This window comes from Streptomyces johnsoniae, assembly GCF_031845565.1.
Classification (GTDB): Bacteria; Actinomycetota; Actinomycetes; order Streptomycetales; family Streptomycetaceae; genus Streptomyces; species Streptomyces johnsoniae.
This window is the reverse complement of record NZ_JAVREV010000021.1, coordinates 94,861-109,398: the sequence shown is the minus strand read 5'-3', so window position 1 is coordinate 109,398 and position 14,538 is coordinate 94,861. Positions and strand designations below refer to the sequence as shown.

At 72.0% G+C, this 14,538-nt stretch carries 17 protein-coding genes and 1 pseudogene; 9 read left to right on the top strand and 9 right to left on the bottom strand.

Annotated features, from left to right (window positions below; translation table 11 throughout):
* Positions 1 to 193 precede the first annotated feature (193 nt).
* Positions 194 to 733: a DUF1062 domain-containing protein gene (locus RM779_RS29500; RefSeq protein WP_311620848.1), complete on the top strand. Its 540-nt coding sequence runs from the start codon at positions 194 to 196 to the stop codon at positions 731 to 733.
* Positions 734 to 816: 83 nt separating this feature from the next.
* Here RM779_RS29500 and RM779_RS29495 read toward each other — a convergent pair whose 3' ends face one another.
* Both RM779_RS29495 and RM779_RS29490 read right to left on the bottom strand, forming a co-directional pair.
* Positions 817 to 1,167 (bottom strand): hypothetical protein, encoded by a 351-nt coding sequence (locus RM779_RS29495; protein WP_311620847.1) that lies wholly within the window; start codon positions 1,165 to 1,167, stop codon positions 817 to 819.
* 112 nt (positions 1,168 to 1,279) lie between these two features.
* Complete coding sequence (locus tag RM779_RS29490) at positions 1,280 to 3,148, bottom strand: rhamnogalacturonan lyase family protein (RefSeq protein ID WP_311620846.1); 1,869 nt, start codon at positions 3,146 to 3,148, stop codon at positions 1,280 to 1,282.
* 529 nt (positions 3,149 to 3,677) lie between these two features.
* On the opposite strand from RM779_RS29490, the gene RM779_RS29485 reads away from it, so the two are divergent.
* Positions 3,678 to 4,775, top strand: a complete 1,098-nt coding sequence (locus tag RM779_RS29485) for a LacI family DNA-binding transcriptional regulator (RefSeq protein ID WP_311620845.1) — start codon at positions 3,678 to 3,680, stop codon at positions 4,773 to 4,775.
* 24 nt (positions 4,776 to 4,799) lie between these two features.
* Here RM779_RS29485 and RM779_RS29480 read toward each other — a convergent pair whose 3' ends face one another.
* On the bottom strand, positions 4,800 to 5,423 hold the full coding sequence (locus RM779_RS29480) for a GNAT family N-acetyltransferase (RefSeq protein WP_311620844.1): 624 nt from the start codon (positions 5,421 to 5,423) through the stop codon (positions 4,800 to 4,802).
* A 101-nt stretch (positions 5,424 to 5,524) separates the two neighbouring features.
* Here RM779_RS29480 and RM779_RS29475 point away from each other — a divergent pair, with 101 nt between their 5' ends.
* The gene (locus RM779_RS29475) at positions 5,525 to 6,166 is read left to right on the top strand and encodes a sugar O-acetyltransferase (RefSeq protein WP_311620843.1); all 642 of its coding nucleotides are present in this window, start codon (positions 5,525 to 5,527) and stop codon (positions 6,164 to 6,166) included.
* Positions 6,167 to 6,170: 4 nt separating this feature from the next.
* Here the strand turns inward: RM779_RS29475 and RM779_RS29470 are convergent, their stop codons facing one another.
* The 3 genes from RM779_RS29470 to RM779_RS29460 all read right to left on the bottom strand — a co-directional run bounded on the left by RM779_RS29470 (position 6,171) and on the right by RM779_RS29460 (position 8,822).
* A complete protein-coding gene (locus tag RM779_RS29470) occupies positions 6,171 to 7,229 on the bottom strand; it encodes an FAD-dependent oxidoreductase (protein WP_311620842.1) in 1,059 nt (352 codons plus the stop codon).
* Between the two features lie 312 nt (positions 7,230 to 7,541).
* Positions 7,542 to 7,769: a hypothetical protein gene (locus RM779_RS29465; RefSeq protein ID WP_311620841.1), complete on the bottom strand. Its 228-nt coding sequence runs from the start codon at positions 7,767 to 7,769 to the stop codon at positions 7,542 to 7,544.
* Positions 7,770 to 7,880: 111 nt separating this feature from the next.
* Positions 7,881 to 8,822: an arsenic resistance protein gene (locus RM779_RS29460; RefSeq protein WP_311620872.1), complete on the bottom strand. Its 942-nt coding sequence runs from the start codon at positions 8,820 to 8,822 to the stop codon at positions 7,881 to 7,883.
* Between the two features lie 177 nt (positions 8,823 to 8,999).
* On the opposite strand from RM779_RS29460, the gene RM779_RS29455 reads away from it, so the two are divergent.
* The gene (locus tag RM779_RS29455) at positions 9,000 to 9,335 is read left to right on the top strand and encodes an ArsR/SmtB family transcription factor (RefSeq protein WP_311620840.1); all 336 of its coding nucleotides are present in this window, start codon (positions 9,000 to 9,002) and stop codon (positions 9,333 to 9,335) included.
* Positions 9,335 to 10,039, top strand: a complete 705-nt coding sequence (locus tag RM779_RS29450; protein ID WP_311620839.1) for a cation transporter — start codon at positions 9,335 to 9,337, stop codon at positions 10,037 to 10,039. Before RM779_RS29455 ends, RM779_RS29450 begins: the two co-directional genes overlap by 1 nt.
* 41 nt (positions 10,040 to 10,080) lie before the next feature.
* On the opposite strand, the gene RM779_RS29445 is transcribed toward RM779_RS29450, so the two are convergent.
* The gene (locus tag RM779_RS29445) at positions 10,081 to 10,254 is read right to left on the bottom strand and encodes a hypothetical protein (protein WP_449657312.1); all 174 of its coding nucleotides are present in this window, start codon (positions 10,252 to 10,254) and stop codon (positions 10,081 to 10,083) included.
* Here RM779_RS29445 and RM779_RS29440 point away from each other — a divergent pair.
* Positions 10,219 to 10,551 (top strand): annotated as a pseudogene (locus tag RM779_RS29440) (anti-sigma factor domain-containing protein); the annotation flags it as partial. The gene RM779_RS29445 and the pseudogene RM779_RS29440 sit on opposite strands and share 36 nt — an antisense overlap.
* A 24-nt stretch (positions 10,552 to 10,575) precedes the next feature.
* Here RM779_RS29440 and RM779_RS29435 read toward each other — a convergent pair.
* Positions 10,576 to 11,349 (bottom strand): hypothetical protein, encoded by a 774-nt coding sequence (locus RM779_RS29435; RefSeq protein WP_311620838.1) that lies wholly within the window; start codon positions 11,347 to 11,349, stop codon positions 10,576 to 10,578.
* A 101-nt stretch (positions 11,350 to 11,450) separates the two neighbouring features.
* On the bottom strand, positions 11,451 to 12,416 hold the full coding sequence (locus RM779_RS29430) for an oxidoreductase (protein ID WP_311620837.1): 966 nt from the start codon (positions 12,414 to 12,416) through the stop codon (positions 11,451 to 11,453).
* Between the two features lie 510 nt (positions 12,417 to 12,926).
* Here RM779_RS29430 and RM779_RS29425 point away from each other — a divergent pair.
* The 3 genes from RM779_RS29425 (at position 12,927) to RM779_RS29415 (ending at position 14,537) form a co-directional block, all read left to right on the top strand.
* On the top strand, positions 12,927 to 13,535 hold the full coding sequence (locus tag RM779_RS29425; protein ID WP_311620836.1) for an RNA polymerase sigma factor: 609 nt from the start codon (positions 12,927 to 12,929) through the stop codon (positions 13,533 to 13,535).
* Complete coding sequence (locus RM779_RS29420) at positions 13,532 to 14,248, top strand: hypothetical protein (RefSeq protein ID WP_311620835.1); 717 nt, start codon at positions 13,532 to 13,534, stop codon at positions 14,246 to 14,248. The genes RM779_RS29425 and RM779_RS29420 overlap by 4 nt, the downstream gene beginning before the upstream one ends.
* A gap of 85 nt (positions 14,249 to 14,333) precedes the next feature.
* The gene (locus RM779_RS29415; RefSeq protein ID WP_311620834.1) at positions 14,334 to 14,537 is read left to right on the top strand and encodes a hypothetical protein; all 204 of its coding nucleotides are present in this window, start codon (positions 14,334 to 14,336) and stop codon (positions 14,535 to 14,537) included.
* The last annotated feature ends 1 nt before the right edge of the window (position 14,538 follow it).

Below are 14,538 nucleotides of genomic sequence, written 5' to 3'. Positions count from 1 at the left end.
AAAACGGATGGACCTGGTGGATGGCGGTCGCCTACCCTGGGCCCTCCCCTACGTGAGGACTTCGCGCGCATGACGCCGCCCGCTCTCCAGATCTGACGCTTCCCAGCGCATTGGTCGCCGACGACGCCGTCGGCTCTTTTTCCCATGCCTTCGTCAGGTCTTCAGAGAGCTCATGTCCTCACATCCTCATACCGTGCTGCCCTGGGCCGTGCGGCGCACCCGCCTGCCCCTGCTCGCCCTCCGGTGCGTGGCCTGCCCTGCCGGCCGCGCCACCCTCGGCAACGGCAGGTTCCGCGTCAACGCCAACGGCAAACGTCTCGACGTCTGGCTCCTGGTCAACTGCGTTTCGTGTGACCGGACCGGCAAGCTCACCGTCCACGACCGCGTCCCGGTCCGTTCACTGCCGGCCGTGCTGCTGGCCGGTTACTCGGACAACTCGCCTTCCCTGGTCGTGGATACCCTTCTCGACCCGTTGATCGCCCGGCGCAACCGGTTCGCGCTCGATTGGAACGGGCGCTGGGAACTCCACGCGCCCCCCGTTCCAGAGGACCCGTGGCCGCTTCGGATCACAGTCGCCTTCGACGATCCCGTGCCGGTCCGTCCCGAACGGCTCATCGCCCGGGGACTGGGCATCAGCCGCAACGAGATCGCCGACCGGGTCAAGGCCGATATCCCGCTGAACCGCAGGACGAAGGACGATTTCTCGTTCTTCCTGGTGGCGCCGGCTCAGTAGGTCCTGGCGGCGTCGCGCCGCTCCCCGCCGGGGCGGACCACGGCTGTGCCGTGGCCCGCCCCGGCCCGCGCCGCTCGCCTCGCTCAGTCGCCCTGCGACCAGGCGGCCACCGGGAGCGAGAGGTAGACGCCGATGTCGCGGAGTCCGGTGGCGGCGCTGATGCTCTCGTACATCAGGTCAGTCCGCTGCTGACGGTTGGCCGCCCTGCTCTCGAACCACTTGGACCGCACCTCGATCACGAGGTCGAGGCCGCCGCGGTCGAGGGGCCCCAACGGCCGGAACCGCAAGCTCACATCGCCCGGCCGCAGGTCCCCGTCATAGGGCTCCTCGGGACACTCCACCGCTTCGGACACCAGGTGCGGAAGCACCGACGCGAGGGCGCGGAGCACGGGCTCGCTGATGTGCGGGGCGTAGGTGATCTCGACGAGTGGCACCGGTCCACCCTAAGGGCTGCCGGAAGGGCTGCCGGAAGGGCTGCCGGGCGCCGGGGGGCAGACCGTACTCCCGGCGTCACCCCGACCGTTCCGTCTTCGTGCACCCTTTCGTTCAGCCGCCCGCGTAGGTGATGTCCGGCCGGGCCGGCTGGGCCATGCCGTCGCCGATGAAGTAGTCGGGGTAGTGCGACTGCATGTACCCCTTGAACGTCATGGCGTTCCGGTAGGCCGGATTGTGCGCCAGCGTGTACAGCCTGGTGTCCGTGGGCTGGTCGGTGGTGAAGATGATCAGCTCGTCGGAGGCCGCGTTGGTGTAGACGGCCTCCTCGCGCCAGTCGCCCAGGATGTCGCCGTAGATGACGGGGTTGATGCCCTGACTGGCGTTCACCGCACCGTAGTTCCACGTGCTGAGCAGCCGCGGCAGGCTACCGGTCGGGGTCGGGTTCTCCGGGTCCCACTGCTCGAACTTGCCGTCGTTCAGCAGCTCGGTGGTCAGGTCGCCGTCCCACTGGAAGCTCATCTGCGGCCACGGCCTGAGCGAAGTGTCCGGCTCGGTGAGCTCGTTGGTGGCCGCGTTGTACAGGCCGGAGAACGACCAGACCTCCATGCCGGGGAAGCGCGGGTCGACATCACCCGCCACGCCCCGGCCGACGTCGCCGACGCCGTCCTCGACGTGCTGCCAGATCATCTCGCCGCTCGCGGCGTCGTAGTAATACTCGCGCAGGCCGCTGGGGTTGTCCTGCTGCACGCCGTAGCCTTCCAGGCCCGGGCGGTCGGGGTCGATGTCCGTGATGTGGAAGCGGTCACCGTGCACGATGCCGTGATCCGCCAGCGAATAGCGCAGCGTGCCATCGCCGTTGAGGACGAACCCGATCTCCACCACCTCGTCCGCGCCGTCGCCGTCGACGTCGATGACGCGCGTGTTGTGCCCGTCCGGCGCGTTCTGGCCCCCGCGCAGCCACTTCCACTGCTGGGTCAGCTCCGTGCCGTCGAACCGCCAGGCGGCGATCATGAGGTTGAACGCCCCGCCGTCCTGCCGGTTCTTGAGGTAGGACACCAGGCTCGGCGTGACGCCGTCGAGATGGCCCGCGCCGAACCGCGCGTACATCGGCCCGTCGTCGATGTAGTCGGTCGGCACCGGGGCCGTGGCGCGGGCCGCGCCGGTCTCGCCGTCGAGGATGGCGATGGACTGGTGCGTGTCGTCGGACTCGCGGTGCACGGCGCCGTCGCCGAACGTGACTCCGTCGGCGACCCGCACGGCGACCTCCGCCCTGCCGTCGCTGTCGAAGTCGTAGACGGTGACGCCGTCGTTGTGCCCCACGTTGATCGTGGCCGACCCGCCCTCGATGTTGTTCTGGTCCCGGCTGTTCGGCCCCATGTCGACCTCCCAGAGGAACTCACCTTCGCCGGTGTACGCCTCCAGCGCCTGGGTGGTGCCCTGCCGGTCGATCACGTAGTCGTACGCGCCGTCCCCGTCGAGGTCGCCGACCCAGGCGAACTTCACCGTGCCGCCCTCGCGCAACGGAACGCGGACGACCGGCTCTTCGGCGTGGTCCGCGGTCAACGTGAACGGCTCGCTCGGCTCCTGCTCCTCGCCGTCGACCACCGGTGCCACCCGGTAACTGTTCTCCTGGCCCAAGTCGGCCTCGGAGTCCATGTAGTTGGTGCCTCCCGTCAGGACCTCGTCGTTGATCCGCGTGTACTCGCCGCCGTCGGCGGACCGGTACACGTGGAACCCGGTGCCCTCCGGGTCGAGGCCGAGCAGCCGCCAGGAGACCAGGACATCCGTGTCGCTGGCGCGCACGGCCACGACGCCGCGCCCCAGGTCCTCCATCGGACGCGCCGCCGCGGCCTCGCCCACGGCGGCGGGCGAGGTGGCGGGTGAGGGGGCGGGCGAGGTGGCGGGTGAGGCGTTGCCCATCGTCGTGAGCCCGACGGTCAGTGCCGTGCCCGCGGCCAGAGCGGCGGAAATGGTGGTCACCCGTCGTCCGGAGCGCCACCGGTGTGTGCCTTGCATGAAGACCTCCTCGTCTTCTTCCGCGTATCGCGTGTGAGAGACGACGGGAACGGCGCGGCCCGGGCCACCCGCTGTCGATCCGGCCCGCGAGCGACCCGGCAGCGCTGCCCCGTCCCGTCCGCCGGCGGGTCCGCTCGTGCGGATGGGCCGACCGGCCGGCGTGCTGGCTCTCCCGGTCGCCGTACGTGATCGCGCCCTTGGGCGGAGCGGGGTCCGGCGTCGCAAGGCTCTAGAGAACTCCATCGCTGTGGGGGACCCCGCTCCCCTCGGGAGAGGGGGCGCGGAGCATCAGCGCGGGCTGAACGAGAGAGTTAAACCGTTTACACAACGAGGATCGAAGCATGCGCCCGGAGGGTCGTCAAGAGTTCGCACAGCGTTGCCCGGACGTCCGAAATCCCTTGTGTTTCAAGGGCAGTCGGAAGATTGACGGGGTGCCGCCCTGCCGCGATCATCGGTTGAAGCGGTTACCCATCGATGTATTCAAGGAGGCCGGATGGCGCGTCGGCCCACGTCCGAGGACGGGCGCGACCGTCCCACGACGATCCGCGACGTCGCCAGGCACGCCGGTGTCTCGGTCGCGACCGTCTCCAGAATTCTCTCCGGCACGTATCCCAGCGCCCCCGTCACGCGGCACAAGGTGATGCGCGCCGTGCGCGAGCTCGACTACGTGGCCAACGCCCACGCCCGCGGCCTCGCGGGCGTGCAGCCCAGAAGCGTGGCCATCGTGGTCAACTCCGTGACCTCCCCGCACTACGCCCACGTCGCCCAGGGCGTTCAGGACCAGGCCGCGCGCGAAGGCAGGCTGTGCCTCGTCGGCACCAGCGGCGGCGACCCCGAGCGCGAGCTGGCCATCATCCGGCTGATGCGCGAACAGCACGCCGAAGCCGTCGTCCTCGTGGGGAACATCAGCGCGGATGCCGCCTACCGCGAACGCATGGCGGGGTACGCCCGCGCGCTGGCACTGGCCGGTTCCCACCTGGTGCTGTGCGGCCGCCCCTCGCTCGGGCCCGATGTACCGGCCATCGTCGTGGAGTACGACAACACCGGCGGTGCCCACGCCATCACGAGCCACCTGATCGCGGCGGGCCACACCCGCGTTCTGTTCCTCGGCCGCCGGGACGGGTACAGCACGCCCGAGAGCCGGCTCGCCGGCTACCGCGCGGCACTCGCCGCGCACGGGCTGCCGCACGACCCCGGCCTGGAGATCGAGGGCACGATGGAGCGGCACGAGGGCCACCGCATGATGCGGCGGCGGCTCGACAGCGGGCCCAGGGACTTCACCGCCGTCTTCGCCAGCAACGACCTGATCGCGGCCGGCGCCCGGCAGGCACTGCGCGAGGCGGGGCTGCGCGTTCCCGACGACATCTCGCTGGCCGGGTTCGACGACCTGCCGCCGGCCGCGGACATCGACCTGACCACCGTTCACGTTCAGCACAAGGAGTTGGGCCGCACCGCGGTGCGGCTGGCGCTGGAGAGCGAGACGCCCGGCACGGCCAAGCACGTCCTGCTCGGTACCCGCCTGGTGATCCGCGACTCGGTGCGCCCGATCCCGGCTCCGCCGGACGCAGCCCGCGCCGCGGGCCGCCTCTGAACGGCACCGGTCCGGTCGGGAAGGTCACCGACCGGTGGTGCTCCCGCGCCACCGCACCTCGCCGTCCTGCCACATGTCCGTGGGCCTGAGCCCGGCGGCGGAGGCGACGGCCGCGGACGCCGCGTGGTCGGGGTGGATGTGGGCGATGACGGTCCGCACCCCCCGGTGGCCGAGCCAGTCGACGAGTCCGCGGGCCGCCTCGGTGGCGATGCCGCGGCCCTGCCACGGCGTTCCCACCATCCAGGCGACCTCGGCGACGGCGCCGACGCCGGGGCCTTCGGTGGCATGGCCTTCGACGCCGGGGCCTTCGACGCCGGGGCCTTCGGCGGCGGGGCCTTCGGCGGCGGGGCCGGCGTTCGCGTGGACGGTGGCCTGAACGGTGCCGGTCAGCCGGGCGTCCGCACGGAGCCTGATCACCCAGTTCAGCCAGGAGACGGCCGGGGCGGGAGAGCCCGCGGTCATGCGCCGGTAGCGGGAACGCAGGGCCTGCGGGGTGTCCGGGCTGCCGCCGATGAAGGCGTGCAGGGCCGGATCGGACAGGACCGCGGCCATCTCCTCGGCGTGCCCGGCCCGAAGCGGCACCAGATCGAGCCGCCGGGTGCCGAACGGCTCGGCCGCGTCGCGCTGCCGCACGGTGTTGTCCGCCACGGTGACCGCCCTTCCCGGCCGGCGCGCCGACGGCCGGTCCACCGCCACCGTACGCCCCCGCCCGCCCCGGGGTTCCATGAGCGCTTTGCGACAATGTTTACGTGACCATTGATGATCGCGAACGGGAGGTGCGCCGCCGTATCGCGGCGCACGAGCTCTACACCGACCACGCCCCCGGTCTTGAACGACTGGAGGAAGAACGCATCCGCGGCAAGGAGCTGGCGGACGCCTACAACAGGACCGCCCCCCGCGACCAGCCCGGCCGCGCCGACATCCTGCGGGAGCTGTTCGGCACGCTGGGCGAGCGGGTGTGGGTCGAGCCCCCGCTGCACGTCGCCTACGGCAACTACACGCACCTCGGCGACGATGTCTACGCCAACTTCGGGCTCACCCTCGTCGACGACACCGACGTCTTCATCGGCAACCGCGTCATGTTCGCGCCGCACGTGACGATCACCACGACCGGCCACCCCGTTCATCCCGAACTGCGCACCGACGGCAGCCAGTTCTCCGCGCCCGTGCACATTGAGGACGATGTGTGGATCGGGACCGGGGCCACCATCCTGCCCGGCGTCACGATAGGCCGCGGGTCGGTCATCGGCGCGGGCAGCATCGTGACGGCCAACGTGCCGCCGATGACCGTCGCCGCCGGAACGCCCGCGCGCATCCTGCGGACGATCACCGACGCGGACCGCGAGTGGACCTACCGCCCGCCCCGCACCCTGACGGCGGACGACATCTGACGGGTCAGGGGGCCAGGGCGGGCACGAACTCCTCGGCCATACCCCTGGCCTCCTCCTGCCGTTGCAGCACGACGGGCTTGAGGCGTTCCTCGTAACCGCGCAGCGCCTCGGCGATGTCGCCGCCGCCGCGGCGCAGCTCCGCGGCGAGCGCCTCGGCGCCCGCCAGCGCCATGCCGGCGCCCTGGCCCGAGAGCAGCGACATGGCCTGGCACGCGTCGCCGACGAGCGTCACCCGGCCGCGGCTCCACGTGGGCAACTCGATCTGGGCGACGCGGTCGTAGTAGACCTCCGCCGGGCCGGGGCAGCGGTCGAGGAGGTGCGGAACGATCCAGCCGGTCGTTCCGTACACGCGCCGCAGTTCCGCACGCGGGTCGCCGGGGAGCGGCGTGCCCGCGGGCACGCGGTGCGAGAAGAGGGTGGCGACGCGGTGCGCGCCCACCGGGTAGGCCCCGGCCTGGAGGCCGGGTGCGTCCATCATGTGCAGCGCGTCCCCCAGGCCGCGCGCGGTCTGCTCGTCGTCGAAGACGTAGGCGGCGGTGTGGAACCCGAGGTCGCGCAGGAAACGGTCCTCCGCACCGAACGCCAGGGCCCGCACCCGCGAGTGGATGCCATCGGCGCCGACGAGCAGGTCCGCACGTTCGACGGAGCCGTCGGTCAGGGTCACGGCGACGCCGTCGCCATGGTCGGTGAACGCCTCGACGCCGCTGCGGAAGCGGACCTCGGTCCCCGGGGCCAGCACGTCGTGCAGGACGTCCTCCAGGTCGCCCCGCATCACCGACACCATGCGGTCGCCCGCGGGCCCTTCGTCGGTGAAACGCTCGCGGACGCCGCCGTCCTCGTCGTGGTAGACCAACTCGGAGAGGGAGACGGCACGTTCCTGAAGCAGCGGCTGCAGCCCCATGCGCGCGACGGCGTCGTAGCCGGGCCCCTGGCAGTCCAGCATGTAGCCGGCACCGTGCCGCCCGGGTGCCCGTTCCACGAGGAGCACATCGTGGCCGTCCCGCCCGAGCCACCAGGCCACGGCCAGCCCGGCGATCCCCGCACCGCACACGACAACCTTCATCACCGCTCCCTCCTCCATCGGCCACGTCACACCCAATGGCTCACTTCCGCCACATCCTCCAGTCCACCGCGGCACGTTGCCAAACGCCCCCCTGCCGGAACGGGCAGGCGGGCGGAACCGTGGTCGCGGTGCTGCGTCTGCTTCGGCGAGGCAGGCGAACACGGATCGGACGGGGCAGGGCACGGCAGGGCAGGGCAGGGCAGGGCAGGGCAGGGCAGGGCAGCGAAGACGGTCTCAGCTTGTCGCACGACCGATCAGGGTGCCGATGTGGCCGGTCCTGCTGCGCGGATTCGACGGCCGGCCGTGTGACGTTCAGCGGAGTGCGTACAGGTACCAGATCCCGCCGTCCTTCCCGTCACACCGGGTCTGGATGACGCTGGGGTCGCTCGTCGCCAGCTCGCCGCCCGCGACGAGGCAGTTGTTCTGGCTGAAGTACCAGTTCTCGTACTCCCACCCGGCGGCATGAGCCGAGCCCGTTCCCGCCGGCAGGGCGGTCCCCAGCACCAATGCGGAGATTCCCGCCGCGATCAGCTTGCGCATGATGTGTCCCCCACCTCACGATATGCGACGTACTGCGCATGACGTTTCGGGCGATAAGGCCGCTTCGCCGGGATGGGTCCCGAATACCGGTGACGACCCAGTCTTTCCGGGTCAGCGGGGCGGGAGCAGTCGTGGTACGGCGTGAACGTAGATGACCATGCCGACGACTTCGACCAGGGTCTGCGTGACGACGACCACCGCGGCGACGGCGAGGTGGTCGGGCAGGGCCAGGGCGAGCGGGAGGACGACCAGGGAGTTGCGGGTCGCGCCGGTGAAGACGAGTGCGCGGCCGTCGGGTACGTCCAGGCGGAACAGCCGGGCGACGGCGCGGCCGGCGAACGCCATCACGGTCAGGAAGAGCACGTAGAACGGAACGACGCGGGCCACGTCGGCGAGGCTGTCGTCGAGCTTGGGCACCTGGGAGGCGACCACCGTGAACAGGGTCGCCGCCATCAGCGGCACCATGGCCGTTCCTGCGGCGTCGACGACCCGCCGTGCGGCCGGGCGGCGGGCAGTGGCGCCCTGGGCGAGCCAGGCCAGCGCCAGCGGGACGACGATGAGCACGATGAACGCCTCGACAAAAGGCCCGGCCTCGATGATGTCGGCCAGCTCCGAGCCCATGAACAGCAGCAGGAACAGCGGCAGCAGCACCATCTGCGCGATCAGCAGCAGCGGGGTGGCGGCCAGCAGCCGCCGGGCGTTGCCCCCGGCCAGCCCGGCGAAGACGATCACGTAGTCGACGCACGGGGCCAGCAGCACGAGCAGCACGCCCACGCGCACCGCACGGTTGTCGGGCAGGAAGACGAACATCGCCGCGACGACCAGCGGCACCACCGCGAAGTTCACCACCAGCGCGGCCGCCAGGAACCGGCCCGCCCGCAGGGAGCGGATCAGTTCGGCGGCGGGCACCTGGAGGAACGTCACGTACAGCAGGACCGCGAGCACCGGGTTGATCGCGTGTTCGAGGCCAGGACCCGCCTCGGGAACGGCCCAGCCCATCAGGGCCCCGACCGCCATCGCCCCGACGTAGACGGCGACTTGGTGCCGTTCCATGGCCGCGACCGGTCCGCCTGCGGGCTGGGACACTGCTGCTTCTCCTTGCTCGGGCCCCGCCTGGTGCGGGCCGACCCAGCATCATGCTGCCCCCCCGACCGTAGCCCTCGGGGGGCAGTGCAGCGAGAATGGGGTTCAGGGTTTCATGAATTCAGGTGTCGATGTATCGTTCGGTCCATGCTGAGCCTCGCCACCGACCTCGACGCCCTGACCCGGTTCGGCCGGGCGCTGGCCGACCCGATCCGCTGCCGCATCCTGCTCGCCCTGCGCGAAGCTCCGGCCTATCCGGCCGACCTCGCCGACGCCCTGGGGATCTCCCGCACGAGGCTGTCCAACCATCTGGCGTGCCTGCGCGACTGCGGCCTAGTCGTCGCGGTGCCGGACGGGCGCCGCGTCCGCTACGAGCTGGCCGATCCCCGGCTCGGCCACGCGCTGGACGATCTGCGCAGCGCCGTGGTGGCCGTCGAGACCGACCGCACCTGTGCCGAGGCCGAGGAGAAGGGCTGCTGCTGATGGCCGCCGACCTGCCCATAGCCCTCGACCCCGGCCCGGCCAGGCGGGAGGCGCTCGCCCGCCGGGTGCGGCTGCTGGTCGCCTTGACCATCGGCTACAACGTCATCGAGGCGATCGTCGCGATCACCGCCGGAACGATCGCTTCCTCCACCGCACTGATCGGTTTCGGCCTGGACTCGGTCATCGAGGTTTCCTCCGCCGCCGCGGTCGCCTGGCAGTTCTCCGCTCACGACCACGCGGTGCGCGAGGCCCGGGAGAAGACCACCCTGCGGATCATCGCCGTCTCGTTCTTCGTGCTCGCCGCCTACGTGGGCGCCGACGCCGTACGCGCGCTGGCCGGCACCGGCGAGGCCGACGGCTCGGTGCCAGGGATCGTGCTGGCGGCGCTGTCCCTGGCGGTGATGCCGTTCCTGTCCGCCGCCCAGCGCCGGGCCGGGCGCGAACTGGGTTCGGCCAGCGCGGTGGCGGACTCCCGGCAGACGCTGCTGTGCACATACCTGTCCGCGGTGCTGCTGGTGGGTCTGGTTCTCAACGCCGCCTTCGGCTGGTCCTGGGCCGACCCGATCGCGGCCCTGGTCATCGCCGCCATCGCCGTGAAGGAGGGCCGCGACGCCTGGCGGGGCAAAGGCTGCTGCGCGGCCCCCGCCAACGCCGCGGCCCCCGCCCCACGGCAGGCGGCGGACGCCTGCGCCTGCTGCGCCTGACCGAGGACGGGGGCGGGGGGGCCGGGCGCACCGGTTGGTGATCAGCCGGCGGCAGTGGCGCATGACGCCAGGGCGATCTGGACGACGTCGAGTTGTCCGGCGCGGAAGCCCGCCTCCGAGGCGGCCAGGCGGAACGTCCACCGGCGCAGGAACGCGTCGTCGCAGCCCAGGCCGCGCGCCCAGTCGGCGCGTTCGGTGAACCGTTCCCGCCACAGCCGCAGCGTTTCGGCGTAGTGCGGGCCACCGTGGTGGCCTCCCGCGCGGAGGACCGGGCCGCGTTCATCGCTTCCGCGCTGCCCGCCCCGCCCGGCGGGATGGTGTACCAGCTGTGGTTCGCGGAGGACGGCGCGATGCGCCCGGCCGGTCTGCTCGACCCCGCGGCCGCGCCGCAGGCGCTGCTCATGGACGGCCCCCTGGCGGAGGCGTCCGGCATGGGCATCACCCTCGAACCCGCGGGCGGCTCCCCGCAGCCCACGTCCGACCCGCTGGCCGTCCTCGCCTTCGGCACCTGACCCCCGCGGCCCGCCCCGACGACGTCAGTAGTCCCAGACGTTCACCAGCTCGGACGACCAGGGCTGCGGGAAGGACTGCTCGATGGTGAACGCCATGCCCAGGCCGCGCGCGAGGCGGATCTCCCGGTCCAGGGTCTGCTGGTAGGGGTGACCGTTGTCGTCCCACCACGTCTCGTGCTGGGTGATGCACACGCGGTCGGGGAACACCGAGTTGGCGCAGGGCGCCGGCGGGGACCAGACCTGCCGGTGCCGGAACGTGATCTCGGGCCCGCCGTCCTCCTCGACGATCGTGCCGCGGGCGTCCAGACAATAGCCCTCGGCCGGGATGTCCCAGCGGACGTAGTGCTGAAGGTCGCCGTCGGAGGGGATGGGCTCCATGCCGGTGCAGTCGGCGTCGCCGATGGACTCGGAGGTGATGCGCTGCTCGTAGTACTCGACGCCCTTCATGCCCCAGCCGTCGAGGAGCAGCCACTCCCCGTCGTCGGAACGGAGGAAACGCTCGCGGTTCTCGGGGCGTTCCTGGTCCCAGGTGATGCTGTACTCGCCGGGCGCGTCGGTGCGCCAGGACCACTGCCCGGCTATCGAGCCGCCGGAGCCGAACTGCCCGGCCGAACGCTCGGTGAGGCGCGAGAAGTCGGCGTACGTGCCGAGGTCGTCCGCCTGCCCGGCCCGTTCGTTCCGCCCGGTTTCCCCGGCCGCGGCGGGCGACGCGGCCAGCGTGGTGCTCGCCACCGCGGCGACCGCGGCCACCGTGGCGACCGCGGCCAGGGCGCCCGGCGTTCTGCGCTGCTGTGTCATGTGCTTCTTCCCCGTGTCGTTCCGCGGGGCCATGCGCCCCGCGCAGGGGGCAGGGTAGTGGCCCGCCGCGGACCGTCGCGTGCCACCCCCGGAACGCGGGCTCAGGACGCCGGGGCGAACGCGTCGACGCCGGTGAGCCGGGCCGACAGCTGCCACAGCCGCGCCGCCCGCGCGGGATCGGCGGCCCAGGGGCTCACGCCGCTGCCGAGGACCGTGCCGGGCGCGGCCGGTTCGGCGACGTCGCAGTCCTCGCAGTACACGCCGCCCAGGCCCGCGAGCCGCGGGGAGGCCGCCGCCCAGACCTGGGTGGCCGCGCCCTCCTCCGCCGTCTTCCAGCCGGTGTTCGTCGGGGCCGCGTCGATCCTCGCCGACAGATCGGCCAGTTCCTCCCGCGACATGTGCCGCCCGAGACCGGTCATGATGGTGCCCGGATGCACCGAGAACGCCCGCACCCCGGCGTCGCGGCCCAGCGCGTCCAGGTGCAGGGCGAAGAGGGCATTGGCCGTCTTCGCCTGCCCGTACGCCGCCCACTTGTCGTAGCCGTGCGCGAAGTGCACGTCGTCCCAGCGCACGTCCGAGAGCTGGTGGCCGTTCGACGACACGGACACCACGCGCGCGCCGCGCCGCGCGAGGGCGGGCCAAAGCCGGTTCGTCAGCGCGTGGTGGCCGAGGTGGTTGGTGGCGAACTGGGCCTCCCAGCCGGGCCCCACGCGCGTCTCGGGGCAGGCCATGATCCCGGCGTTGTTGACCAGGATGTCGATGGCGCGGCCGGCGGCGAGGAAGCGTGCGGCGAAGGCGGCGATGCTGTCCTGGTCGGCGAGGTCGGTCCTGTCCACCTCGACGCCTTCGAGACCGGCGACCGCCTCGCGGGCGGCGTCCGGCTGCCGCGCGAGCACCACGACCCGGGCCCCGGCACCGGCCAGCGCGCGCGTCGTTTCGAGGCCGAGTCCCGCGTGGCCGCCGGTGACGACGGCGAGCCTGCCGGACAGGTCGGTCCCCCGCAGCACGTCCCGGGTGGTGCTGTGCGCCCCGAAGCCGGAGCCTGTCTTCCGCTGTGGAGTGGTCATGGGGCGAAGCTACGCATTGGACCGCACTCCAGGGCAAGCGGACCACGTCGCCGTCACATCCCGTCGCGGGACCGGAACTTCACGTGACGCACGCCACACGTATGTCCGGCTTGAGGTGCCGGGCGGCGAGCGTGCCCATACATCCGCAGGTCAGACGGTTGCTCCCGGCGACGTTCCGGGCCACAGAACCTACGGCCGGTGACCGTTCATGATCGTGTGGTGATTTTTTCTGAGTCACAGATGCGTGTTCGACTCCCAATATCGATTAGGTGGTACTCAAGGCCAACGCAACGCGGCCTTGGGCGCCCGCTCTCCGTCTGCGCGTGAGACGGCGCCGACCCCGACGACCCGCGACGAAGAGGGATCGATGAAGAGGAGCACCGACGTCCGGCAGCATCAGCCGCTTCTCGGCGGACGGTCGCAGGAGCGGGGGGTGCGGTGATGACGAACGGCGCATCCGAAGACGGCCGCCCTCCCGAACCTGGCCCCGCGCGACGGGCGAACACACCGGTGGAGACCCCGCTCGACCTGCCCCTGGAGGCCGAGGCGTTCTACCTGACGCACCAGGAGATGTACCACGCCTACGCCCAGGCCCAGTTGGGCGACCGCAGGTCGGCCGAGGAGGCGGTCCACCTGGCCTTCGTGGAAATAATCGATCACTGGGACGAGTTGCTCCGCGAACAAAACCTGGGCCGGCGCGCGTGGGCCATCGTGCGGCGCACCGTCTCCGAGCAGCTGGAACGGCAGCGGCGGCCGGCGGCGTTCATCCTCAACGGCGCCGTCCAGCAGGCCCTCCGGGCGACGCGCGACCAGTTCCGGGTGATGCACAGCAGCATGGGCCTGTACGCGGCGATGGCCGAGCTGCCGCCGCGGCAGTTCGACGTGATCGTGCTGCGCTACGTGCTCGGCTACAGCACCCGGCGCATCGCGTGGTTCATGGACCTGCACGAGCGCACCGTCGACCATCACGTCCGCCGCGCCAAGGAACACCTGCGGGTGTGCCTCGGCCTGCCGGACGGCTTATCGAAACAGGACGCGGAACAGGACGCGCGACAGGACGCGCGACAGGACGCGCGACAGGTCTCGCAGGACGAGGACAACGGGGGACAACGGGGATGACCGTCCGGATCGACGACCTCCTGGACGCAGCCAGGATCACGCCCACCCACGCGGCGGCGTCCGCGGCGTCCCGCTTCGACGTCGGGGCCGCGCTCCGGCGCCTGGCCGCCGACGTCGCCACCGCCAGGGCCGCCGCCACGGCGGCGGCGGACCGGGGGGCGAGCGAGGCGGAACAGGCGCGGCAGCGGCTGCGCCGCATCTCGCAGTGGGTACTCGACCAGCCCGACGCGGCCGACCACTTCGCCCGGCTGGTCGACGATCCGGCCGCCAGCCGCCAGACCGCGCAGGAGCAACTGGACATCGAGGGCACCGTCGTGTTCGCCGCGCTGCTGTACCTCACCGAACGGCTGGAGAGCGCCCAGTTCTGGTGGCAGCTGGCGGCGGGCGCCGGGCACCGGACCGCCGCCTACTGCCTGCACCTGCTCCACCTGCGCCTCGGCGAGGAACGGGAGTCGCGGCACTGGCTGAACGAGGCCAGCCAGGAACGTCCGGCGCTGGCCGGGGCGCGGGTCGTGCCGCCCGTCGAGGGCTTCTACCAGGTGCTCGAAGTGTTCGCCCGCTACACGCGCAGGGACCGGCCAGCGATACGGGTCCCCGCCTCGCTGGAGGCGGAGGTGGACCGCCTGGCCGCCTGCTCGCCGCACGACGGGCGGATCGTCGTCCGCCCGGACCGCCGCCTGGCCGAACGCCTGCACGACGCGGCCAGCCACTGACCATCGGGAACGCGCCCGACCCGGCGACGCGGCCGGCGCGCGGGCCACGGCGCGCGCCACCGACCGCACGTGAAGGAGACCGCAGATGGGATACGAACCGGACCCCGACGACCCCGACGACCGCGACGACCCCGGCGACCCCGACGACCGCGGGCGCCTGCGCCGGCTGGGCCGACGGGCCCTGCGGTGCCACCGCGGCGCCGGGCGCCACTTCGTGAACGGCCTGTACTACAGCGCCGGCACCGGCGTCGTCAGCCTCATCACGCTCTGGCTGCAGCACCGTTCGTGAC